Origin of the sequence: Oceanobacillus alkalisoli (assembly GCF_022213125.1) — a bacterium.
Taxonomy (GTDB): domain Bacteria; phylum Bacillota; class Bacilli; order Bacillales; family Amphibacillaceae; genus Oceanobacillus; species Oceanobacillus alkalisoli.
This window is the reverse complement of record NZ_JAKNRA010000001.1, coordinates 665,809-690,441: the sequence shown is the minus strand read 5'-3', so window position 1 is coordinate 690,441 and position 24,633 is coordinate 665,809. Positions and strand designations below refer to the sequence as shown.

General features: G+C 37.0%; 21 protein-coding genes. 19 read left to right on the top strand and 2 right to left on the bottom strand.

All coding sequences use genetic code 11. The annotated features are described in order from the left end of the window. Nucleotides 1-81 precede the first annotated feature (81 nt). From L3V42_RS03115 to L3V42_RS03090, 6 genes are all read left to right on the top strand, one after another. Entirely contained in the window at nt 82-1,137 is a 1,056-nt protein-coding gene (locus L3V42_RS03115) for a DnaD domain protein (RefSeq protein ID WP_238471276.1), read from the top strand. A gap of 1,345 nt (nt 1,138-2,482) precedes the next feature. Then, nucleotides 2,483-3,985 carry an argininosuccinate lyase gene (gene argH, locus L3V42_RS03110; RefSeq protein WP_238471275.1) on the top strand — a complete coding sequence of 501 codons (1,503 nt, stop codon included), beginning with the start codon at nt 2,483-2,485 and terminating at the stop codon, nt 3,983-3,985. 13 nt (nt 3,986-3,998) lie between these two features. Next, nucleotides 3,999-4,724, top strand: coding sequence for a GntR family transcriptional regulator (locus L3V42_RS03105; RefSeq protein ID WP_238471274.1), 726 nt, complete (start codon nt 3,999-4,001; stop codon nt 4,722-4,724). A gap of 16 nt (nt 4,725-4,740) precedes the next feature. Continuing rightward, on the top strand, nt 4,741-5,820 hold the full coding sequence (locus L3V42_RS03100) for a TAXI family TRAP transporter solute-binding subunit (protein WP_238471273.1): 1,080 nt from the start codon (nt 4,741-4,743) through the stop codon (nt 5,818-5,820). Between the two features lie 35 nt (nt 5,821-5,855). After that, nucleotides 5,856-7,820 carry a TRAP transporter permease gene (locus L3V42_RS03095; RefSeq protein WP_238471272.1) on the top strand — a complete coding sequence of 655 codons (1,965 nt, stop codon included), beginning with the start codon at nt 5,856-5,858 and terminating at the stop codon, nt 7,818-7,820. A 29-nt stretch (nt 7,821-7,849) separates the two neighbouring features. After that, nucleotides 7,850-8,914 (top strand): NAD/NADP-dependent octopine/nopaline dehydrogenase family protein, encoded by a 1,065-nt coding sequence (locus L3V42_RS03090; RefSeq protein ID WP_238471271.1) that lies wholly within the window; start codon nt 7,850-7,852, stop codon nt 8,912-8,914. A 131-nt stretch (nt 8,915-9,045) separates the two neighbouring features. Here L3V42_RS03090 and L3V42_RS03085 read toward each other — a convergent pair whose 3' ends face one another. Further along, nucleotides 9,046-9,438: a helix-turn-helix domain-containing protein gene (locus tag L3V42_RS03085; protein WP_238471270.1), complete on the bottom strand. Its 393-nt coding sequence runs from the start codon at nt 9,436-9,438 to the stop codon at nt 9,046-9,048. Nucleotides 9,439-9,703: 265 nt separating this feature from the next. On the opposite strand from L3V42_RS03085, the gene L3V42_RS03080 reads away from it, so the two are divergent. The 8 genes from L3V42_RS03080 to L3V42_RS03045 all read left to right on the top strand — a co-directional run bounded on the left by L3V42_RS03080 (nt 9,704) and on the right by L3V42_RS03045 (nt 16,958). Further along, nucleotides 9,704-10,417: a FadR/GntR family transcriptional regulator gene (locus tag L3V42_RS03080; protein ID WP_238471269.1), complete on the top strand. Its 714-nt coding sequence runs from the start codon at nt 9,704-9,706 to the stop codon at nt 10,415-10,417. An 89-nt stretch (nt 10,418-10,506) separates the two neighbouring features. Next, nucleotides 10,507-11,520 carry a TRAP transporter substrate-binding protein gene (locus tag L3V42_RS03075; RefSeq protein ID WP_238471268.1) on the top strand — a complete coding sequence of 338 codons (1,014 nt, stop codon included), beginning with the start codon at nt 10,507-10,509 and terminating at the stop codon, nt 11,518-11,520. A 24-nt stretch (nt 11,521-11,544) separates the two neighbouring features. After that, the gene (locus tag L3V42_RS03070; RefSeq protein WP_238471267.1) at nt 11,545-12,024 is read left to right on the top strand and encodes a PPC domain-containing DNA-binding protein; all 480 of its coding nucleotides are present in this window, start codon (nt 11,545-11,547) and stop codon (nt 12,022-12,024) included. A 108-nt stretch (nt 12,025-12,132) separates the two neighbouring features. Continuing rightward, nucleotides 12,133-13,053: an NAD(P)-dependent oxidoreductase gene (locus L3V42_RS03065; RefSeq protein WP_238471266.1), complete on the top strand. Its 921-nt coding sequence runs from the start codon at nt 12,133-12,135 to the stop codon at nt 13,051-13,053. Next, nucleotides 13,050-14,333, top strand: a complete 1,284-nt coding sequence (locus L3V42_RS03060; protein ID WP_238471265.1) for a TRAP transporter large permease — start codon at nt 13,050-13,052, stop codon at nt 14,331-14,333. The genes L3V42_RS03065 and L3V42_RS03060 overlap by 4 nt, the downstream gene beginning before the upstream one ends. Before the next feature lie 18 nt (nt 14,334-14,351). Further along, a complete protein-coding gene (locus L3V42_RS03055) occupies nt 14,352-14,873 on the top strand; it encodes a TRAP transporter small permease (RefSeq protein ID WP_238471264.1) in 522 nt (173 codons plus the stop codon). A 33-nt stretch (nt 14,874-14,906) separates the two neighbouring features. Then, a complete protein-coding gene (locus L3V42_RS03050) occupies nt 14,907-16,289 on the top strand; it encodes a four-carbon acid sugar kinase family protein (protein WP_238471263.1) in 1,383 nt (460 codons plus the stop codon). 24 nt (nt 16,290-16,313) lie between these two features. Continuing rightward, nucleotides 16,314-16,958: a class II aldolase/adducin family protein gene (locus L3V42_RS03045; RefSeq protein ID WP_238471262.1), complete on the top strand. Its 645-nt coding sequence runs from the start codon at nt 16,314-16,316 to the stop codon at nt 16,956-16,958. A 542-nt stretch (nt 16,959-17,500) separates the two neighbouring features. Here the strand turns inward: L3V42_RS03045 and L3V42_RS03040 are convergent. Further along, nucleotides 17,501-19,270, bottom strand: a complete 1,770-nt coding sequence (locus L3V42_RS03040; RefSeq protein WP_238471261.1) for a sigma-54-dependent transcriptional regulator — start codon at nt 19,268-19,270, stop codon at nt 17,501-17,503. A gap of 206 nt (nt 19,271-19,476) precedes the next feature. Between L3V42_RS03040 and L3V42_RS03035 the strand changes: the two genes are divergently transcribed. The 5 genes from L3V42_RS03035 (at nt 19,477) to otnK (ending at nt 24,632) form a co-directional block, all read left to right on the top strand. After that, entirely contained in the window at nt 19,477-20,496 is a 1,020-nt protein-coding gene (locus tag L3V42_RS03035; RefSeq protein WP_238471260.1) for a zinc-dependent alcohol dehydrogenase, read from the top strand. A 22-nt stretch (nt 20,497-20,518) separates the two neighbouring features. Continuing rightward, a complete protein-coding gene (locus tag L3V42_RS03030) occupies nt 20,519-21,511 on the top strand; it encodes a TRAP transporter substrate-binding protein (protein ID WP_238471259.1) in 993 nt (330 codons plus the stop codon). 79 nt (nt 21,512-21,590) lie between these two features. After that, nucleotides 21,591-22,067 carry a TRAP transporter small permease gene (locus L3V42_RS03025; protein WP_238471258.1) on the top strand — a complete coding sequence of 159 codons (477 nt, stop codon included), beginning with the start codon at nt 21,591-21,593 and terminating at the stop codon, nt 22,065-22,067. Continuing rightward, nucleotides 22,067-23,326, top strand: a complete 1,260-nt coding sequence (locus L3V42_RS03020; RefSeq protein WP_238471257.1) for a TRAP transporter large permease — start codon at nt 22,067-22,069, stop codon at nt 23,324-23,326. The genes L3V42_RS03025 and L3V42_RS03020 overlap by 1 nt, the downstream gene beginning before the upstream one ends. A 28-nt stretch (nt 23,327-23,354) precedes the next feature. Then, nucleotides 23,355-24,632: a 3-oxo-tetronate kinase gene (gene otnK, locus L3V42_RS03015; RefSeq protein ID WP_238471256.1), complete on the top strand. Its 1,278-nt coding sequence runs from the start codon at nt 23,355-23,357 to the stop codon at nt 24,630-24,632. Nucleotide 24,633 lies beyond the last annotated feature (1 nt).

The window sequence follows — 24,633 nt, the reverse complement described above, 5'->3', positions numbered from 1 at the left end:
GCTGAAGTAGCATGTTCAGCTGGGATGATTGATGTATTTTTTATTTTAACCTAAAGAGAAAGTGGAAAGGAATAGATGAAGATGAATTACATAAAAGAAATTAATGCGTTTTATGATCACCAGGAACGGGAGCCGCTTTCGGGAAGTGCGGTTGCGTTGTGGTATGCGCTCATGCATATGAACAATAAAACGAGATGGAGAAATGCATTTACGTCTCCTGGATCGGTGCTCCAAAATAAGGCAGGCCTCTCCGCAAGTAGTTTTAAGCGGGCGCGGACGGAGCTTGTGGATGCAGGGTATATTGAAGTAGCGTCACAGGGAAGAAATAAAGCTCCAATTTACAAGATGCGTAGTTTAGTTGTGGAAGTGGTGGAAGAGGATGGGCAGGCGCTTGAGCGTGCGGCGGAACCTCGTCTGGAAGAGAACGGGCAGAGCGGGCAGCCTTCCGCTTATCTTCCGAATCAAAATGAAAACCATTCATTACTCCAACCGATGAACCACTCTTCGGACCAGCACCTGAACCTCCAGGCGAACCACCTTCCAGACCACTCTCCGGACCACCATCCGAACCAAACCCCGGCCCCTTTAATTAAACAATACAAGAACAAAACAAATACAAAAGAAAACAAGGATGATGCAGCTGCAGCAGGTGTGCGTACGTCTATTTTTGGGCGTGAAAATAAAAATCAAGAACCGGGAGCGCCGGACGCGTTGAAGTTTTATCAGGAGAACTTCGGTGTGGTAAGTCCGTTTGTCGCGGAATCACTGATGGACTGGATTCGGAGTTTGGGGGAGGAGTTGGTGATGGAGGCGATGAAGCGTGCTTTGGAGCGGAATGTTTTGTCCTGGGCTTATGTGAGGAGTATTTTGAAGGCGTGGGAGGGGAAGGGGATTCGGACGGTTGCTGGAGCGGAGGCGGAGTATGTGGCTTTTCAGAATAAGCATAAGCTGGAGTATCGCGGGAATCGTGGGACAGGTGCGCCTGTTTCGGGGAGTGCGGATATTGTGCCGGATTGGTTTGGGGAGCATGTGGAGGAAAGTAAGCGGAGGAGAGAGGAACGGGAGTACGCGAGTGTACAAGGGGAGAGGGGGCGAGAGTTGCTGGAGCAATATTTGGGGGGAGCTAGTGGGGAGTGAGACGGTGAAAGGTGCCTGGGTGATTGCGGAAATCTGGTTGACGCAGTTGTGCCGAACCGAGTCGAATTACGATGGCAGCCGATAATCTTGAAACTTGCGAAGAGATGGTAAAGGCGGGGTTGGGTAATGCTTTTTGCCGGGTATTTGTTTAAAAGATGAAAAAAGCCTCTTTTTAAGCCCACTCTATCATGGGGATGGGGGGTCGATTAAAAGAAAAACCTGGCTATACGCCCGGAATAGTACAATGCACTATGCTCTTGTGAGAGCATTTTTTGACTTTCTCAATAAATAGTTAGTAACCTTGAAGCTTACTATGAAAGATCGTACGATGGTGTGTCTATGCCAAATCCCCTTCAAAATAAATGTTTGGTGAACCACTTTTTTTCTAAATATAAACGGGTTTCAATAATGTAACATTTTACATAAATGGCTTGGCAAGAGTCTTTTTTTTGGAAAACGTAGGGAATTATGGAAATGGGGACGACAAGATCAATACAACATGCTAGTACTTTAAACATTGTAATTAAGGCTACTAGTGTATGGAAGGCCGAATATCTTACTGGAGCAACAAAATTGTTAAAGGAAAAAAAGGAGATTTTCGGAGGGACTTACTAAACATATTTCGCTATTAGGGAACATATCAATTTTCCTGGGGAATACACTTTTGAATGGAAGATGACCAATATCATGTTATTCAGGAAGATGAAGCGTGTAGCTTTCCGACTCGTCGAGAAATGGAAGACTTTATGAATCGCCTCCCAAATATGACGGTGCTGGAGTTATTGAGAGCAATAAAAACTCAATTAGTTTCTTTCGTGTGTCTGGGCTTAAGATTTTTTACTGTATTCATGATTTGAATTATATTTACGGAAATCTCTTCTAGTTCGGAAGAGAAGAGGGAGGCTAAATTTGCATTTGGAGTTGTCAATATACTGTTTAACAATTTTATATCGAGGATTTCTCCACATAATTACCCTCTCCATCATAAGAATATCCCCCGAAACATCCAATTTTTATTCAAGCCCAATCTGAAATACAACTACTGGTTTATCCTTGATTTTTGTTCGATGATTAGAATCCATCTCACATGATGACCTTATTGATAAACAATGAAATCATTTGCATTACTATTGAAAATTGATTATGTAATAAAGTAAAATTTTTAGAATCTATAAAGGAAAAAAGTTTATAATTTAAATATATAGACAATTAAATAAAATTTTATTATTAAAAGTATTGCATTTTTATTAAGCTCATGGTAAGATTTCTTCAAATACTTTGTACGTACATACTAACATATGTACATAAGGAGTGTTTTAAAAATATTGTATTGGAGGGATTTAGTTTGAGAGAAAGATTAAAAACAAAGCCATCAGAAGAAATCATTGAAAATATCTTTGAGCCGAGTATTCGGAATGATATCAATAATTACTTTGTTAGTATGATTGTTGCGAGTAAGGCTCATCTCATTATGTTAGTTAATGAAAACATTATTAATGAAGAGAAAGGTAAGGTGATACTGGAGGTATTAAACGAAATGGAGGAAAGGGGAGGTGGAGTCTTAGAAATAAATCCAGAACTTGAGGATTTATATTTCAACATTGAGAATTATATCGTAGAAAAAGTAGGAGTGGAAATTGGTGGAAGTTTACACACTGGTCGCAGTAGAAATGACTTAAACGCGACGGTGTTCAGAATGAATACAAGGGAAAAAGTATTGGAGATTCTAAAAGATTTAAACGAATTACGTAGTAGTCTCATAAACTTGGCGGAAGAGAATTTGGATGTCGTAATGTCCGGTTATACACATATGCAACCAGCCGAACCAATAACCTTTGCCCATTACATTTCGGGAATATTATTCTCATTAGAAAGAGACTTCTCAAGGTTAAGACATGCGTATACGAACCTTAATTTCAGTCCATTAGGATCAGCAGCCATGGCTTCTACATCGTTTCCCATTAATAGGCTTGTTACAGCAAAATTATTAGGCTTCGATAGCATCACCTTTAACTCTTTAGACAGTGTAGCCTCAAGGGATTTTGTCTTAGAGATTCTCTCAGCCCTAAATACGACACTAATTACATTAAGTAGAATCAGCCATGACTTTTATATTTGGACTACCGAAGAGTTTTCGTTAATCGAACTTGAGGATTCAATAGCTGCTGTTAGTAGCATTATGCCACAGAAAAAGAATCCAATTATTTTAGAACATATTAAAGCTAAATCAGCACATATACAAGGTGCATATGTTTCGGCTTCCAGTTCGTTGAAAAATACGCCATTCGGTCATACGCGAGATAGTAGTGTGGAGAGTGTAAAGTTTTTTGGAGATGCATTAGAAGAAGCGAAGAAGGCACTTATCTTAATGAGAGTAACCGTTAAATCCATTAAAGTAGACAGTGATTTAGCATATAAACGCAGTGCATCTAATTTTTCGACAGTTACTGAATTAGCTAATATGTTGGTGAGGGAAGAAGGTTTATCATTTAGAATGGCACATAGTGTGGTCGCTAAATTTGTTAACCAAAAAATTACTTCTAGTGAGTTAACAAATGATAATGACCAAGAAATTTTACAATATGCTTATAAAAGCGTTCTTGGTGAAGATAGTAACCTTTCGAAGAGTCTCATTGAATTAGCATTAGAACCTTTTCAAAATGTATCAAAAAAGAAAACACTTGGAGGACCTGCGCCATCTGAGGTGGAACTTCAGTTAGGAAGATTAAAAAACAACTTAGCGGAAGACCAAAAATTATATTCAAATAAGAAGAAACAAGTAGAAAATAGTAAAGACATCTTAGATGAGAAGGTAAGCCGTTTTATTCAATCAGCAAATAAAGTATGAGAGGGTTAAGTAGATGGATGAGAATAATGGAATTCCTTTATATTACCAATTAAAAGAATTGATAAAAGAAAATATTAGTAAAGGAGTTTGGAAGCCGGAAGAAAAAATACCAAATGAAATTGAGTTAGCGGAACAATATAATATCAGCAGATCAACTGTTAGGCAGGCGATATTACCATTAGTTAGAGAAGGATTGCTATACCGTAAACAAGGCAGGGGAACATTTGTTTCAAAACCAAAACTTGCCGCAGATTTTATAAATTTTTATTTACCTAGAGAGTTAGGAAATAAACATGTTTTGGTCAAGCTGAAAGAGATTGAACCGTCCGACTTTGTGAGGGAGGCATTAAGGCTTGACTCCATCCAGAAAGTATATGAATTATCCCGTATCAGGTATATTCAATTGGCTAACGAAGAACCTGTAGCAATAGAAAAATCGTATATAGCTTCTGACTTAGTTCCGAGTTTCACCGATCATACATTAGATGGGAGATTACATGACTTACTAAATGATGAATATGGCATCAAAATTGTTAATGCGGAAAGTTATATAGATCCTGTTATCGTCGATGAATATGAGGCAAGCCAGTTAGATGTAGAACCAGTGACTCCAGCTCTGAAAATAACTAGAATTGCAAAGCAATTTAATGAAGAACCTGTAGTCTTAACCATTAGTATTATTCGGGGAGATAGGTGTCGAATATTCCTGAAATCGGAACAGCCCGTAAATCAAATGTGAAAGGTTGGAGAGGATATTGATTAAAAAAAACATATTTATTATTACGATTAGTATAATGGTTGTTTTCGTACTTGCTGGCTGTGGTTATGAATTGAATGAAGGTGAAAAAGAAAATGAAAGTGAAAATGAAGACCTAGAAGTAAATGATGATGCAGTATCAGTCGCGGCTTCTGACTTTAGTTTAAAAGATGAGGAGAGCAGACTGTTATTAGGCACTTCCAGTCAAGGAGGGACTTATTACGTTTGGGGTGGCGGCTGGGCCAACATAATGGGGGAGAGTATTCCAGGATTAGATATATCTGTCGAAGTTACTGGAGGCCCGGTGACAAACGTACAATTGATTGATCAGGGAGAAATGGATATCGGTTTTGTTACAACTTGGCTCGGAGGAGAAGCTTATGAGGGTATAGGTTGGGCGGATAAGAAATATGAAAGTTTTGGATCACTTTTCCCTATGTATCCGAGTGTTTTATATTTGTATAGCTTACAGGATACTCCAATTGAAACAGTCCAAGATTTTAATGGGAAACATATCAGCGTCGGCCCCCCGGGAGCTACAAGTGATATAGCAGGACGTGCTGTGTTAGAAGTTTTGGGGATTGAAGCGAGAGAAGTAAGTGCGTTACCAACTAATACTCAAGTAGATAATCTAAAAGATGGCTTAGTAGATGCTAACTTTGCAGTTACAGGAGCACCTGGTCCGTTTATGTTGGATTTAGAAGCTACCCATGATGTAGAACATATTGAGTTAAGTGATGAAGAGATAGATAAAATGCTAGAAGAATACCCATATTGGACTACTTATGAGGTTCCATCAGATATGTATAAAGATTTAGATGAAGATATTACACAAATAGCTTTTTGGAATGTGGCGATAGCCTCTCTAGAACTTTCAGAAGAATTAGTATATGAACTTGTAAAACAAACTTTTGAAAATCATCAACAATTACTAAATGTTGATCCTACTTCTAAGGATACATTAGCTGAAAATGTGATTCATAATGGGATTCCCCTTCATCCTGGGGCATATAAGTACTATGAAGAAATAGGAATTGAGATTCCCGATGAACTTGTTCCTCCTGAAAAGAAAGACTAGTTGTATCAATCACTTTTTAAAGGATGTGTCTTATCATGGATGAACTTCAAAGTAATTCTGTTAAGCAAGATCAACATAAAGATAATCATAAAGATGTTCAGGAGTTGGATCGCGAAAGTAATACAAGGGATTTAAAAAAAGTGTATCGTTATATGGTTATATCAATTGCAGTAGCAATGTCTCTTTTCCATATTTATGCTTTAGGGATTAAACCTGTTACTCCTTGGATATTATATTCTGTTCATTTAGGGATGGGGGCTGTATTAGTATTATTCTTATATCCCATGGGTAAACAGAGCAAGAAGAATAGTATTAATCTATTAGATGCAGCTTTAATTCTATTAACCATTGGGACAACTAGCTATTTGATTATTAACGGTGATGAATTAGTTTATCGTATTGGAATTAATCCGACAAATTGGGATGTAATAGTCGGCGCAGTTATTTTAGTAGTTGTATTAGAGATAACGAGGCGTACATGTGGATTACTTTTGCCTATAATTGCCGTAATATTCATTGTATACGCAAGGTTCGGTGAATATGTGCCTGGAATTTTAGGGCATAGAGGTTATAGCTGGGAGCGCATTATCAGTTATTTAAAGGGGATGGACGCTATATTCAGTGTTCCTTTAGCAGCTTCCGCTACCTTCGTATTTCTTTTTATTGTATTTAGTTCATTTGTCCAGGTATCTGGGGCGGGTAAATTCTTTATTGATTTTGCAATGAGTTTGACTGGTAAAACGAGAGGTGGCCCGGCAAAAACAGCTGTGGTGGGAAGTGCGTTATTTGGAACCATAACTGGGAATTCCGTTGCAAACGTTGTATCATCTGGGGCTTTTACCATTCCATTAATGAAGCAGACAGGATATAAAGCGAGATTTGCAGCCGCAGTAGAAGCTGTAGCATCTACTGGCGGGCAAATCATGCCACCTATATTAGGATCTGCGGCCTTTATCATGGCTATGTTAGTTGGAGTGCCTTATTCAACCATTGTTATAGCGTCAATTATCCCGGCGTTTTTGTATTTCACATCTATATTAATTATGGTAGACTTTGAAGCAGCTAAAAAGGGACTTAAGGGATTACCAGCTTCTAAGTTACCTGAATTTACTGAAGTTATGAAGAGGTCCCATCTAATCATTCCTTTACTTGTTTTGATTTTTATTTTGGTCATTCTTCAGTTCAGCCCGATAAGAGCTGCGCTCTGGGCCATTGCTACTTGTATTATCGTTTCATTATTTAGAAAAGATACAAGGATGAATTTAAAGAAAATTGTGGAGGCGCTTTCAAGTGGAGCGCAAAATGCTCTGCAAATGATTGCAGCATGTGCAACAGCTGGGATTATTATAGGAGTCTTGAATCTGACGGGTAGTGGTTTAAAATTTGCTAGTGTAATTATTTCATTAGCTGGGGATATGTTGCCAGTTGCCTTAGTTCTAACAATGATAGCTACAATTATATTAGGGATGGGATTACCTACTACGGCAGCATATTTGATTACAGCAGCAGTTATTACACCTGCTCTCGTTGAATTAGGAGTTGATCTTCTAATAGCTCATATGTTTGTATTTTACTTTGCATGTCTATCTGCAATTACTCCGCCTATTGCTTTGGCGTCGTACGCAGGTGCGGGAATTGCAAAAGCAAAACCTTTAGGGGTTTCGTTTACATCTGTGAAATTAGGCTTGGTTGCTTTTATCATCCCTTACATGTTCGTATATGGACCATCATTATTAGGGATTGGTTCCCCATCTGCTATAACGTTATCATTAGTTACATCCTTAATAGGTGTATTCTCATTAGGCTGTGCTTTACAAGGCTGGTTCTGGGGCCAGCAGGCCAATCTAGTGTTACGAGGTTTGTTGTTAATAGCTTCTATAGTATTAATTTACCCAGGTGTTATCAGTGATTTAATAGGATTTTCTCTAATTTTAGTTTCTTTTATTTTAAGGTATAGCATTTACAAGTATTCATCCATAAAAGGTGAAAAAATAGCGTAATGCTTAATAAATAAGGAGGAATTTAAAAGATGAACATTGCAATTATTGGAGCGGGAAATGGTGGTCAAACAATGGCAGCTCACCTTACATTAAAAGGTCACAAAGTGAAACTATATGATATAAATGAAAGCTTAATTTCAGAATTAAATAATGTAGGAGGAATTCATTGTGATGGTGTGATTAAAGGGTTTGCACCTATTGAGGCTACTACTGATCTTAGAGGCACACTAAAGGATGCGGAAGTTATCATGTGTACGACCAATGCAAACTCCCATTCTAAGGTTGCTGAATCTATTGCACCTTACGTTCAAGATGGGCAAGTTATTTTAATTTTCCCTGGTTACTGGGGAGCGTTGGAATTCTCCGAAGTGCTAGATAGAGTGGGGAATAATAAGCGGGTTTACGTTGCAGAAACAGAGTCTTTAATCTATGCATGTAGGTATAATAAGCCTGGCTATGTCACAGTAAGAGGGGTGAAAGAAAAATTAGAGTTTGCCACTTATCCATCCGAAGACGTAGGGCAAGTGAAATCAAAATTGGAAAAAATATATCCTCAATTATTACCAAGAGAAAGTGTGATTCGAACATCGTTAAATAATGTGAATCCGATATTTCATACTCCTATAACTCTTATGAATATAGGCTGGATAGAATCTGAAAAAGATTTTTACTTTTATCCTGAAGGTGCTTCGCCATCTGTAGTTAGAGTAATGGAGAAATTAGAAACGGAGCGTTTAGCTTTAGGTAAAGCAATTGGTGTTGAATTATCTTCCGCCTTAGAATTACTTCATCGTTTTTATGGTGTGAATGAAAGTACATTATATGAGGCGATTAATAAAAACAAGGCTTATCAGACAGGGAAAGCTCCTACAACCTTAAAATACCGTTATATATATGAAGACATCCCATACGGCCTTGTCCCTATCTCTGAATTGGGAACAGCATTGGAAGTGCCAACGCCGTGTACAGATTTGCTTATTGACTTAGCAGAAATGGTTGTTGGTGAAGATTTAAGAGGAATGGGAGTTAAATTAGAAAGGTTTGGTTTAAAAGATATGACAAAAGGCGAGATTATTGAATTATTGAATTACTAACCTCGACATATAGCTAGTTAATCATGAGTCGGTAAGACAGGATCTCCTAAAGTTGCTGAAAATGAGAAAAATTAAAAGTAGCGACATGTCACATCTTATTGTGCATATCGCTACTTTTTATTTTTGTGTTTTTAATTCTCATCTAATGCAAATTCATCCTTTATAAATTCCCAATAGCGATGTAATCGTCCGACATTTTTATCGGGATCTTTTCCTAGTTCTTCAAGAAGATTTAATTCTTTCATTCTATTTATTACATCTAATTCCGATTCATTTAGTATTAGTTTTTCAGAGATGAGATAAGTAGTGGCATGATTAGGGGTATCTACCTTCCCTAATAAATAATCAGTGGATACATTAAAGAAACGAGCAATATTATAAAGTGTTTCTAAAGAAGGCTGATTTCTGCCCTGCTCATAGTAACCGTAAGCACTTGTGGTAACATTCAGTTCTTTAGCTACTTCTTCTTGCTTGTATCCGTGTTCAATCCGAAGGTCTATTAGTCTCTCTTTAAACACTTCCATGTTTAAGTTCCCCCTTCTAACTTACAACGAAATTATACCTTTAGAAAGAAGTTTTTTAATTTTTTACAATAAATTATTGTTTCTATATTTACAAACAACATATTGTTGTATATAATGATTGTCAAATAGTCAGAAGAATCAGCTTGCTAGGATCCCAAGGCAAGACCACTTATAAAATAATTTTGGAAAAGGAGCGATTCTTTTCTTATTATTTTGTAGTTATTGGTCAGACCACAAGACATACTACCAAGGTAAGGAGATAGTGATGAAACCTTTATTCGAAAAAATACCTCAAAGAGACTCAACGCGTGAAATTATTATGAATCAATTTACAAAAATGATTAAGAACGGAGAACTATCAATCGGTGACAAAATCCCGCCGGAAAGAAATCTAGCGGAACAATTTGGAGTAGGAAGATCTACCATACGAGAGGCAATTAAAAGTATGACTTCTATGGGATTGCTGGAAGCTAGATTAGGAGAAGGGACATTCGTCAAGAAAGTAGATTCAGATGATATCAAACAGCAATTACAGTGGGGTCTATATCTTGATCCAGTTCCATTTAATGAACTAGTTGAATTAAGAATGATTTTGGAACTTGAAACAGTTAAAAAAGCAGCTTTAAATCGAACAGAAAAAGAGATAATTGAACTGCAATCATGGATAAATAAGATGAAGGAAGAGGGTAAAGTACAGCGCAATAAGGAGAATGATTTGATGTTCCATATGACGATTGCTAAGGCAAGCAATAACAAAATGATTTATAACTTATTGGATCTAATCAGGATGTCGTTAGAGGAGTGGTTTGAAAATGTATTAAAGGAACCAATTAATGTTGAGGAATCGATTGATGAACACGAGTTAATATTAGAAGCAGTTATACAACAAGATGTTGTACAAGCAGTGAATTCAATGAGATCTCATTTAGAAAGGGGTGAACAACGATTATTTCAACAAATTAATCAACGAAGATATTAGTTAAGAAATATTAAAAAGCATTTACTTTAAGGGGGTGATATTTGCTACTTATATAAGAATTACCAATATATAAAAGGGAGGTGGACTATATGAAAAGGATTGTATTTATTATAGGGCTATTATTAGTTCTGATTATGAATGGATGTGGAAGTTCGAATGGGGAAACAGATGCAGCTGGTAATGTAGAAATTAATATTGGTCACGTTGGAGCGCCAGAAAGTCCACAACAAGGAGCTGCAGACATTTTTGCTGAATTAGTGGAAGAGAAGACAGGTGGTTCAGTAGAGATTAAGATTTATAATTCATCACAGCTTGGTGATGAGAGGGAGTTAGTGGAAGGGATTCAAATGGGCACGATTGACGGAGGGATAATCTCCGCTGGTCTATTTGCTTCCAGCTACAATGTGATGGAAGCATTTGAAGTACCATTCTTATTTAAGGATACAGAACATGCTTTAAAAGTCACTAATGGAGAATTAGGAAGAGAGATATTAGACAACTTAGAAGCAAATTCCGGATTGAAAGCCCTTTCGTTGTTGGAGCATGGATTCAGACAAATCACGAATTCTAAAGGTCCTATTAAAACACCAGCAGATTTAAAAGGACTCAAAATAAGAAGTCCTGAAGTGCAATCGTACAGTATTGCATTGAAAGAGTTTGATGCGAACCCAATTCCGCTTGCATTCTCAGAATTATATGTAGCAATGGACCGAGGAGTAGTTGATGGACAGCATAATCCTTTAATGCACATTGAAAGCCAACGGTTTTATGAGGTACAAGATTATTTAACTATAATGGATTTTGCTTATACACCCAACGTTCTAGCATTAAGCGATGCAATTTGGCAAGAGTTATCAGAGGAACAACAGTTAGCATTAAACGAAGCTGCAATAGAAACGACAGAGCTTTGGTCAGAAGAAGCTGCTCAACTGAATGAAGAATTATTGAGTGAGCTAGAGCAGGAAATTGAGATTGTTACAAAAGAGGAGATTAATTGGGAAGAATTTAAAGAAATTGTTGAAGCGGTTTATCCTGAATACGAAAAAGAATACGGCAGTGAATTTGTAGAGTTTCTGGAAAAGGTACAAGCAGTTGCTGAATAAACAATATGAGAGGATGTAAACAAGATGAATGAAACAAGAATACAGTATGCAACAGGTGAAATTGGTAAGACGGTAGCAGCTAGGTTGTTACCGGGAACGGATTTAATTACAGGTATTGAGGAGATTTGTAAAGAAAACGACATTACTTATGCTTCTATTGCCAATTGTTTTGGTAGTTTTCAAAAAGCAGCATACATGTATCTTGTTCCTCAGGAAGAATCTGTAGTAGGAGCAGGGTATGGAGAGTTACTCAAAGCAGAAGGACCAGTAGAGTTTTTAAATGGTACAGGTGTTGTATGTCAACGGGATGGAGATTATGATACTCATTTTCATGCCACGATGTGCGATAAGGAAGGGAAGGTATTCGGCGGGCATATGGTTAAGGGGGAAACACCGGTCTTAACCACTGTAGATCTAGTTATCAATGAAGTGAAAAATGTGGACATGTACCGCGATTATGATGAAGAGACAGACTTGATTCAATTTAATCCAAAAGCAAGATAATAGATGGCTAAAGGAATTTATTAAAAGACATAGCCATCTGAACTAAGGACATCTTCGACAATGTTTTTCAGATGGCTATGCAAATCAACTATAAGGAGATTATACAATATGAATAATAAAAACTCAATTGGCTTTATCGGACTGGGTGTAATGGGTTTTCCAATGGCTAGTAATCTACTCGAAGCTGAGAAGGAATTGGTAGTATACGATATTAATGAAGAACAAGCGGCAAAGCTTCCATTCCAGGAGCGGGTCACTATTGCAGCTTCAAAGGCAGAATTAGCAGAGAAAGTCAGTATTGTATTGCTTATGTTGCCTAATAGTCCTCATGTACAAGATGCAATCCTCAGTAAGGATGGACTAGCAAGTAATTTATCCCCTGGGGATCTCATTGTTGATATGAGTAGTATTTCTTCAACTGTAACGAAGGAAATTAGCGAGGAACTTGAAAAAAATAAAATTGAGATGATAGATGCACCTGTTAGTGGTGGACAATCTGGTGCTGTAGAAGGAACTTTAACGTTTATGGTTGGTGGGAAAAAAGAGAACTTTGATAAAGCTTTTGAATTCCTGCAAATCATGGGTGAAAAGATTATTCATTGTGGCGAAGTAGGGAGCGGTCAGACAGTAAAGATTGTCAACCAATTAATGTCAGCTGTGAATTTAGTGAGTATGTCTGAAGGGTTTACATTAGGAGTAAAAGGCGGGGTTGACCCTGAAATCATGCGTGAAGTTATTCTCAATGGTTCGGGGAGATGCTGGGCGCTTGAGGATAGAATGCCTGTTATTTTAGAGAGAAACTTTGAACCTGGTTTTACAATTGATTTGCATACGAAAGATATCTCATTAGCTCTAGAGGTTGGTAAAGAACTTCAGGTCCCTTTATATGCAACCACTCTCGTACACGAGCTTTTTAAAACAATGCAAGTAAAAGGGAAAGGTAAAAATGATAACTCTGCAATAATAAACCTGTATGAAGAGTTAGCTGATATTGAAGTTACGAAGGGAAGTAGGGTGATTTTACAGTGAGTGCTGCAGTTGTTTTATTCGTAACTTTTATTATCTTTTTACTGCTAGGTGTACCAGTTGCCTTTGGATTAATAGGATCTTCGATTATTTCCTTATTAATGATCGATTCGGGGACATTAACACCAATTTTCACAAAGATGTTTTCCGGGGCCAACTCCTGGTTACTTCTAGCGATCCCATTTTTTATCCTTGCTGGAAATATTATGGAAAAAGGTGGTGTGACGAAGCGCTTGGTTAATTTTGCAGATGCTTTAGTAGGTTTTTTACCGGGAGGACTTTCTGCGACCAACGTTACGGCGAGTATGTTTTTTGGAGGAGTTTCAGGATCCGCCGTGGCAGATACATCGGCCACCGGCACAATTTTAATTCCAGCTATGGTTAAGCAGGGGTATAGCTCAAGGTATTCGGCAGCGATAACAGCTGCTTCCTCTCCCATTGGTATTATTATACCGCCAAGCATTCCCATGATTCTATGGGGATTTACGGCAGGTCTTTCGGTAGCGGATTTATTTATCGCAGGAATTGGTGCAGGGATTCTAGTAGGTGCTGCACTTTTAATTGCATCAACAGTTATTTCAATTAAAAGGGGGTATAAATCTTCTATCCCATTTTCACTAAAAAATGTGTATGAAAAAGGAAAAGAAGGGATTCTTGCTTTAGTTACTCCAGCAATTATTATTGTAGGTATTATTACAGGATTTGTAACACCAACGGAAGCGGCGGTAGTGGCTGTATTATATTCTATGATTCTTGGATTTTTCGTTTATAAAGAACTCAAGGTTAGACACTTAAAAGAAATTATTGTGAGTTCTGGGAAAATGACTGCTACTGTCATGATGATTATAATTGCCGCCGCAGCCTTTTCTTACTTGCTAACAATTAACGATGTGCCTAGTAGTTTGGCGAATTTCGTTATTGAAATGAATCTTTCACCCTTCTTCTTGATGATAATGTTTATTCTTTTATTTTTGTTTTTAGGAATGTTTTTAGATGCAAATGCGGCTATTATTATGACTGTTCCTGTAATTGCTCCAGTAATTATCGCTTCAGGAATTGATCCGATTCATGCAAGCGTAGTTCTAATAGCGACATTAGGCATCGGATTATTAACGCCACCGGTAGGGTTATGTACGTACGTAGCTGCCGGTATTGCCAACTTGAAGTTTGATGACTTAATGCGTGATTTGGTACCGTTTGTTCTAGTCTTATTATTTTGTGTTGTGTTAATGCTTGTATTTCCACAAATTATTACATTTATACCAAGCATGTTAACTTCATAGAAAAAAGGTGGGGAATAATTGTTGATTTCAAAAGTTAGTAGAGGATTGGATAGATTGTGTATATTCCTGTTGATTGTGACTACAACAGTAATGTCCGTTAGCCTTGTCATCATGATTTTTGGTCGAAATTTCTTTAATATGTCATTTGCATCCTTAGAAGAAATTTCAAGGTTTACTTTCGTATGGTTAACCTTTACAGGAGCAGCCATTGCTTTTAAAAGAAAAGAGCATATGGGCATGGATTTTGTTGTTAGTAAATTAAGAGGGAAGACAGCAACTGTTGTAGAAATAATACAAGATATTGTTGCCTTAATCCTATTTGCGTTATTTATATTTTACGGGATTGAGTTGGCGGTTCTTAACATTGAAGTAGTCAGTTTACAATCTGGAATACCAATGGGATATGTTTATTTTATTATTCCTGTTACTGGATTTATTATGGTGATACACGCGTTAGATCATATTATAAAAAGCATCAAAAGAAAACATACCGAGAGTACGAACGGTAAAGTCGTGATGGATAAAGTGTCATCAATTTGATCGTAATCATAGTTCCTAAGGAGGAATTTTCAAATGCAATTAAAACCAAGACTATTAAGTTTCTATGGTGATGATTTCACAGGCTCTACGGATGCTATGGAAGCATTAACAATCAGCGGTTTTAAAACAGTGTTGTTTTTGGAACCGCCTACAAAGAATCTGCTTGATGAACAATTCCCTGATGTTCAATGTATTGGTGTAGCTGGAACAAGTAGAACCATGACTCCAGAACAAATGGAACAGGATTTAACCACTTTATTTACTCAAATAAAGGAACTAGGGGCTCCAATTAATCAATATAAAATATGTTCAACTTTTGATTCTTCACCATCCGTCGGTAATATAGGGAAAGTGCTAGAAATTATTTTGAAGATAAATGATACACAGTCATTTGTTCCAATACTTGCAGGCGTCCCACCTTTAGCTCGTTATACCGTATTCGGTAATCATTTTGCGAAGGTTAAAGAGAACGTGTTTCGTCTAGATGAACATCCTGTAATGTCTAAACACCCTATAACTCCTATGCAAGAAGCGAACTTATTGAAGCATCTAGGAAAACAGACGAATCTTTCAATTGCTTTGATGGATATTACGTTTATGAATAATGATGACTCTAACTTAGCTAATGAAGTGAGTAGGCTAGTTAGGGAAGAGGGAGCCAAGGGTCTGTTGTTCGACGTAACCACAGATGATGATTTAACGAGAATTGGAGAACTGATTTGGGAAGGGTCTGAAGATGAGCAACAATTTGTTGTTGGCTCTTCGGGAATAGAATACGCACTAACTAATTATTGGAATACGAAAGAAAATATGAACTCGGAATATGTAAATAAGAAAGAAGGGGAGCAAGTAGAAAAAGAACAGGTATTAATTGTTTCAGGTAGTTGTTCAGCAATTACTTCTGATCAAATTAAGTATGCTTTAGATAATGGATTTACTGGTTTAAAAGTTTCTCCTGCAAAGCTTATGAAGTCTGCATCGTATTCAGAGGAGCTTTTAACTAAAGTGATTAGGATGGTGGATGCTGGGGAAAACGTTATTGTTTATAGTGCCCTTGGTTCGGAGGATTCGTCCATTATGGATACAAGGGAATATTTAGAATCAATAGGGGTGAAACCTGCTGATAGTGGACAACTACTTGGAGTGAAGTTTGGAGAATTAATAAAGACTACAGTTGAGCGTACATCATTAAAACGCATTGTTATTGCGGGTGGAGACACATCAAGTTACGCTACATTGGAAATGGAAATATATGCACTGGAGATGATTAAACGTGTTGCTCCGGGAGCGCCGCTTTGCAAAGCCTATTCAAATGATCCTAGATTTGATGGTTTAGAAATTGCATTAAAGGGAGGCCAATTAGGACAAGTCGATTATTTTACAAAAGTCCATCAAGGTAGTGGCGTAAAAGTATAAGTCTAATAGAAGGAGAATTCAATTATGGATATAAAACTAAAGCTTCTTCATATAGATAATCAATTATTAATGAAGAATCTAGTATGGGGTAACTCAGGAAATATTAGCGCTCGATCTGATGAAAGCCGAATGGCTATCTCCGGATCGGGAACAAATATTGGGAATCTATCAGAAGATGACTTTGTTTTTGTAAACATACAAACAGAAGAGTGGGAAGGCAACAAAAAGCCATCTAAAGAGATACCAATGCACCGTGAGATTTATTTGAATCGTACGGATGCAAATGTAATTATACATGCTTCCCCTTTCTGGTCTACTTTGATAGCCTGTTCCGAAAAAGCTGTTGAATCAAAACTATTTATTGAATCTATGTATTATCTTGAGAATATCAAAACTGTGGATTATTTTCATCCAGGAAGTGTGGCTTTGGGAGAGGCAGTTGGAAAAGCTGCAAAGAAGGCAAATGTTATTTTCCTGAAAAACCATGGTGTGATTGTTTTTGATGATAGCGTTGAAGAGGCTTTGATGAGATTGGAGACATTGGAATATACATGTAAAATGATTGTTATGGCTAAGGCTTCAGGTATGTCTCTGAGTGTTTTATCGGATGAAATGGTGGAGGATTTTTTGGAGAATTCGGGGTATAAAGAGAGGAAGTTGGTGTTGTGAATGGGATTGTGTTAGGGATTGATTTCTAGTAGGTGGTTTCGCCTATTTTTCTCTTATGGGGTATATTAAGAATACTACTGGTGAGTATACAACAGGCTTTGTTGGTTTGATTGTGGCAACTTTGATATTAACCTTTATTGTTGCTTTGATTGGGAAAGGTGTTAGGAAGAAGAATGGGGTTAAAAATATGAACGATGAAAGTTTAGCAAATTAATATATTTAACTTTCTACTACTGACTTCGAGGAATTAATTTATCTCGAAGTTTTTCTTGATATTTGAGATGGTGGTTTTTGTTCAACAGCTGAAAATCCCACGGGTTATTTAAAATACCGCATGGGATTTTCTTTTATTATATGGCTTGACTTGCTTCTTAGAGGGCAACTTGTTGCAGGGGAGCAATTTTGTGTTTTTTTGTACTTTACGTAATCCTGTCCACGAGTTCGTTTCTTTACTTTTCGGTGTTAATGGACTATCACTCGGCTATATCCCATGTAAGGAACTTTTGCTTTGGTTCATAGTAAGTTAGTCAATACTTAGAGCCCTATTTCATTTTTCTCCACAATGTACTCCTGCTAATCCCCAGTCGCTTTGCAGCACTTGTTTGATTAAAGTTTTCCTGGGACAAAATGAGCGTAATGACATCTTTTGTAATTTCATCAAGTGTTTTATTCAAGTCTATCGAATCGGGATGAAAATGAGATGTAATGTTTTCATTTCCTAGGACCCTTTTTACTGTTTCCTCACCGATATAATAACCATCCGTTAGAGTAATACATTCTTCGATTACTCTCTCTAGCTGATCGATATTGTATGTCCAATTAAATTCTTCTAATAAATTCAAAGCTTCGGGCTGTATACCCAATACTTGTTTTCCATATTTCAAAATAAATTCACTAATAAACAAACTCGTAAGGCTAGTTATATCCGCTTTACGTTCATTTAAGTTTGGCATTACAAGTTGAAAAGAACTAAGTTTGTTTTGAATAAACGGGAGCAGGCCCCCATCTTGAAGATTCTCAATATAGTTTGATATATACGAGAAGATTAATTTATTTCTTTTGTGAATATGCGTGTTCATAAAATAATATTCTACTAATCTCTGGCAATCTGGGTTCATGGTATGGATGTTTTTCATGTAAATTGTAATATTGCTCATAGTTAAGAAAGAATTTTCTTCTTTAAATAATTTAGTCCACTTTATATCATTCATATAATCTGCATCGATTATGACAAAAGTATTCTCAACGAAAGAACCATTCATATACAATTTTTGAGCCAACAAGTCTTTCCCTGTTCCCTTCTCGCCAGTAATCAGAATAGGATTCGAGGTTTTGGAGTAAATCTTGATATCTTTTAGTATTTTATTCAGTTGTTCATTACTTGTTGTCATTATTTTTGAATCTATTTGTTCAGTGTCTGAATGATTGATAATTGTAATTGCTGGATCAGTAGAGTGTAAGGTAGATTTTGCTTCTTCAATATAAAACACCGCAAACTCCTCTTCCTCCAATGAAATCAATTCTCCCCTGATAAGAAAGACCTGATAGTTCCTATGTTTAATAACTTTACATTTCCTTTTTTGCAACAAATCTTGGAATAAAGCATCCAAATTCACTTTGAAATTTGAGTATATATTTTGTTCGTTTGTGTAAACTAAGTTTCTCTGATTATCCAATGCAATAATAGCCGAGTCCACATGCTGAATGATTTTATTAATAAGAGACGTCCTCTTTTTTTCATAAGAAAGCACGCGAGAGAGGTTTATAATTTCTTCAAATGAATTTAATACACTATCCTTACCAGAAGTTACAAGGATTGTTTGAAACCCGAGTTTTTTGGCTTTGTTGCTTGTAATGACATCACAGATAATTAGGTTAGTTCCCCTGCTTTTTAGTTCATGGAGATAACCCGAAATTTCGGTGTGTGAATATAACGTCTTTATGTCGTAGGAACCACCATTCAATTGTTTCACAGTCTCAGCTTGTTCGGTAATACTTTTAAAACCTACAATTGCAAATCTCCTCGAATGGTTTTTTGCAAGATTGATTGCACTGATCATATCAATAATGGATACCTTGATATCAATAACAGGGATATCTATTATTTCTCTAATTAATTCGGCGGTTCCTGCTCTAGAAATAATAAAGTCATATTGTGTATTTTTAGTAAGTGATATTACTAATTCCATACCTTCTAACATATCTGCAATATGGACATCAATTTCCCAATTCGTATGTTTTTCAGCTTCATTTAGAATTAATTCTTTTAGTCCTTTATAAGGGGCAATTGCAAGAATACGTATCTTTTTCATTCTGTCCTCCCTTTCATTTATTTCATATTTATACATATCATATAATATAATGGTTCAAATTTAAACGATTTAGATAGAAAAAGTGATTATATTTCAAAATTATATAAATTGTTTCACTTTGAAACGATTTTATTCTGATAACCTATTGAAAACGCTTCAGGATGTAAATATAATAAAAATATCACAGTTATATAGGGGGCATCATGATGAAGGCTGCATTCGTAGTAGATGAATGTAAAGTAGAAATAAAAAATATAGAAATTCCACAGATTAAAGATAATGAAGTATTAATCAAGGTGAAGACCGTTGGAATATGCGGTTCCGATTTACATTTGTTCCAAGGAACACATGCATTCAGAAAACCACCAGTAATATTAGGCCATGAAGTTGCTGGTGATGTTGTAGAAATTGGAAAGGATGTAACAAAATTCAAAGTAGGTGATCGAGTTACGGTTGAACCGCATCTTGGCTGTGGCGAATGTGAACACTGCAAAAATGATTTAGTAAATATTTGCCTGAATAAAAAGGCTCCTGGTACGGCCGACTGGATAGGTACCTTTGCAGAGTATTTTAATGCACCAGAATCTGTAGTTTATAAAATTGAAGGCGATGTTTCTTATGATTTGGGGACGTTAATTGAACCGCTTGCGGTTGGAGTTCATGCAATTGATAGAATTTCTGTTCCTGAAAAAGACACCATTGCCATTTTAGGCTCTGGAACAATCGGTCTCTTAACGCTCGTTGCTGCAAGAGAAGCTGGTTATAAGAATATTATCTGCACCGATACGCAGGCCTTTAACCTTGATATGGCTAAAAAGCAAGGTGCAAAACTCGTACTCAACCCATTAGAAGATGACGTAGAAACAGAAATAAAAGCGTTCACAAATGGAAAGGGAGTAGATGTCGCAATTGTTTGTGCAGGAGCGCCAAATATAATTGATCAAGCCTCTGCTATTGTTAAGCGCCGCGGAGAAGTAGGGATTGTAGCGATGATTACAGAACAAATTCCAGTGGACACGTATCAGTTTGTTTTTAATGAAATTAATTTATTTGGAGCCATGACATATGAAACAAAAGATTTCTTAAAAGCGGCAGACATGATAAATAAAGGACTTGATCTATCCGATTTTATCACCCAGAAACTTCCGCTTGAAAAGGCAGAAGAAGGCTTAAATATTCTAAACGACAAAACAGAAAATGTCGTAAAGGTACTGGTTGAAATTTAATTACTAATTAGGAGGAAAAAAGATGAAAAGACTTTTAGGATTAGCATTTTTATTCGTATTAAGTATGAGTTTAATCGGTTGTTCAGAGGATAACGCAGAAAGTGCTGATGGCGATGTAACTGTACTGAAGCTAGGTCATATCCAATCCGAAAGTGATTTGTGGCATGATGGCGCTTTAAAGTTCAAAGAAGAAGTTGAAAACTTATCTGACGGTGAAATGACTGTAGACATTTATCCTAACTCAACCCTTGGTGGAGATAGGGACATGGCTGAAGGAATGCAGATGGGAACGATTGATTTTGCGTTGATTGCAGGTGTGTTAAGTAACTTCGAACCCTCTATTCAATTACTTGAGTTACCGTATTTACTTGAGAATGAAGAGGAGTATAACAATATTGTGCATGGTGAAGTTGGAGAGGAAATTGCGGATAGAGTCTTAGAATCTTCGAAAATTAAAATTCTAAATTGGTGGGATCGTGGACCAAGACATATCACAGCTAATAAACCAATTGAAACAATGGATGACATTCAAGGTTTGAAAATTCGTATTCCAGAAATAAAAGCGATGGAAGATACGTGGAGAGAAATGGGAGCATCTCCTATAACGATGGCTTGGAGTGAAGTCTACACTGGACTTGAACAAGGAACCATTGATGCCCAGGAAAATCCAATTCCATTTACATTCGGAGGAAGAATTCATGAAGTTCAACAATATTTATCGCTAACTGCTCACAAGTATGAGTATGTTACATTGGCGATGAGTGGGAATACATGGGATAGCTTAAATGAAGAGCAACAGGAAATTATTCAAGAAGCCGCAGATGTTGCAACAGAGTTTGAGAATGATTTAGTAAAGACAGAAACGGAAAATATTTTGGAAACGATGCAAGAAGAAGGGATGGAGGTCATAACCCCGGACCGAGAAGCAATGGTTGAAGCTGCAAAGGCTGCACATGAAGATTTTGCAAACACAATCGATATCGAGTTGTATAATAAAATTATCGAACAGAAATAAGGAATGAATGGATGGGAGTAAAAACATAAAATCTACTTCCATCCTTTTAACAGCCTGGTATGCTAGGGGGATGGTTTTTTTGAAGAAAATAAATGATATAATTGATAAGTTTTTATATTACTTTTTAGGGCTACTCATGTTCAATATGCTTGTTGTCATTTCGGCACAGGTTGTTTCTAGGTATCTTTTCGCAAGCCCCTTTACCTGGACAGAAGAAATGGGGAGATATACCTTTGTTTGGTTATCTTTTCTTGGGATGGGTTTAGCGGTAAAGAAGGGTGGACACATTGCACTTGACCTATTACTGAAAGGTGTAACGGGTAAATTGGAAAAAATTCTCCAAACGATAGTATATGTACTTGTTGGAATCTTTGGTGGTATTTTTACAGTGGGGGGGATTAAGTTGATGCAACTTGGGGCTGGACAAAGCAGTCCATCCCTCTCCCTGCCAATGGAATTGGTTTACGTTGTCCTACCTATTTCAGGAATATTGATTATGTACTATGTAATCGAGAAATTGATAAAAGAATTTAAAAGAAGGGAGGAGACAGTCTGATGCTAGGAATTTTATTCGGTTTATTTATTGTATTGCTCATCCTAGGGGTTCCGATTGGTTTTGTGATAGCTTTATCTTCTTTTGGGGGGATCGCATATTTAGGTTTACCGATCGAATTACTGGCCCAGCGTTTCTTTACCGCTCTTGATTCTTTTTCATTAATGGCAATTCCGTTATTTATACTAGCAGGTGTTGTTATGACACATGGTGGTATCACAAGAAGGATTATTGACTTTGCACTTTCCATTGTAGGAAGCGTTCGTGGTGCTTTATCCCAAGTAGTTAGTGTTTCGGGTGTGTTATTGGCCGGTGTCTCTGGGTCGGGGGTGGCAGATACGGCTGCGCTTGGTTCGATTATGGTTCCGGAAATGAAAAAAAGAAATTATGATCCAGGTTTTTCAGCAGCACTTGTTGCCTCTGCAGGTAGTATCGGCCTGATTATCCCCCCAAGTATCGCACTTATTGTTTATGGTGCAAGCGCACAAGCCTCTATCGGGGACTTATTTATGGCAGGTATCATCCCTGGTCTTTTAATTGCTGTGGGATTCATGGTTTATTGTTATATTGTAGCAAGAATTAAGAACTATCCAAGGGAAGGTAAATTCTCATTTTATAATGTGTGGAAAAATTTCAAATCTGCATTTTGGGCGCTACTTATGCCGATTATCATCCTTGTTGGAATTAGAGGTGGAATTTTCACAGCAACGGAAGGAGGAGCTGTTATTTCGGTATACGCCCTCTTTGTTGGAATGTTCGTCTATAAGGAAATTAAAATCAAACAACTACCTAAAATATTTTACGAAGCTACAATGGGAACAGCGGTTATCACGTCAATCATTGCTGCAACTTCTTTATTCGGTTGGTTATTGACGAATCAACAAATCCCGCAAAAGTTTGCGAACACCTTGTTGAGTATATCAGATAATCCAATCATTATTACGTTAATTCTAATTGTAATTTTAATATTAGTGGGGCTTTTTATAGACAGCAGCCCAGCAATTCTACTATTAACACCAATTCTAGCTCCAGTTGCAACAAGTATTGGAATGGATCTAGTTCAGTTTGGAATTGTAATGGTCATTACCCTAACAATTGGATTATTAACGCCACCAGTGGGTACCGCCTTGTTTGTGGTTAGTAACATCTCTAAAGTTCCAATTCTTGAATTATCCAGAAAGCTTATCCCGTTTTGGATCATTATGATTGTTGTTACCTTATTAGTTGCGTTCATACCAGGACTTACGAATCTACTGTATTGACTATTATCTAGGGAAGGGAATATAAAAAATGGGGAAAATACTTTTAGGAATTGTTGCGGACGATTTTTCTGGAGCGAGCGATGCCGCTTCATTTCTTGTCGAACAGGGTATAAAAACATACTTATTTAACGGAGTTCCAGAAGAAAAAACTTTCCAAACGGATGAGGACATCGCGATTGTCATTGCACTTAAAACGAGAACAGAAAGAACCGATTTGGCTGTACAACAATCTTTGGATGCTTTTCAATGGTTGATAGACAACAAGGCATCCAAACTTTACAGTAAGTACTGTTCTACGTTTGACTCCACAAGGGAAGGAAATATCGGTCCCATTATTGATGCGGTTCTTGACAAATATGAGATACCATATACAATTATCGCTCCTGCTCTTCCGGTCAATGGAAGGATAGTGAAAGATGGACACTTAATCGTGAACGGGATTCCACTCGATGAAACGCATATGAAAGACCATCCACTGACACCAATGTGGGATTCTGATTTAAAAAAACTAATCGAACCTCAGGGGAAATATCAAGCGATTAAAATTAATGATGATTTATTGGAGAATAAAGAAAATCACGAGATACTGAAGATGATTGACCAAATTGCTAAGGATAATAAGAAGTTTTACATTATTCCTGATTACACAAACGAAGTTCATGCGAAAAGAATTATAGAATTGTTCGGTGACTTAAAACTCTTAACAGGCGGATCTGGTTTAATGACAGAACTCGGCAAAAAGTTTAAGAAAGAAATACAGCAGACATCGGATAAAGTTGAAAGTTCGACAAAAGGTAAAGCGATTGTATTAGCAGGAAGTTGCTCACAGGCGACACTTTCGCAAATTGATGTTTTTAAACAAAATAATCGGAAAGCGATTAAACTGAATCCAATTGATCTAGTAAATGGTAAACAAACGAAAGAGGAAGTTTGGAAAGAAATAGAGGAATCAGATGAAGATGCGATTCTAGTTTATAGCTCAGACAAACCAGAAAATGTAAAAGAGGCACAAGAAGGAGCAGGGGCAGAAAGAGTATCTCAATTGCTTGAAGAAACTACTGCTCATATTGCTTTAAAAGCAATAGAAAATGGTTATAACCGATTAATCATCGCCGGTGGAGAAACTTCAGGTGCAGTTACAAAGGTTTTAGGGCATGATTCTTATATTATTGGCGAAAGCATTGCCCCCGGTGTGCCGATTTTAGTACCTTTGGAGAATAAAGGTCTACGATTAGTTCTTAAATCGGGAAACTTCGGTCAAGAGGACTTTTTCTTAAGAGCAATTGAATTAACAAAGGAGGATTAAG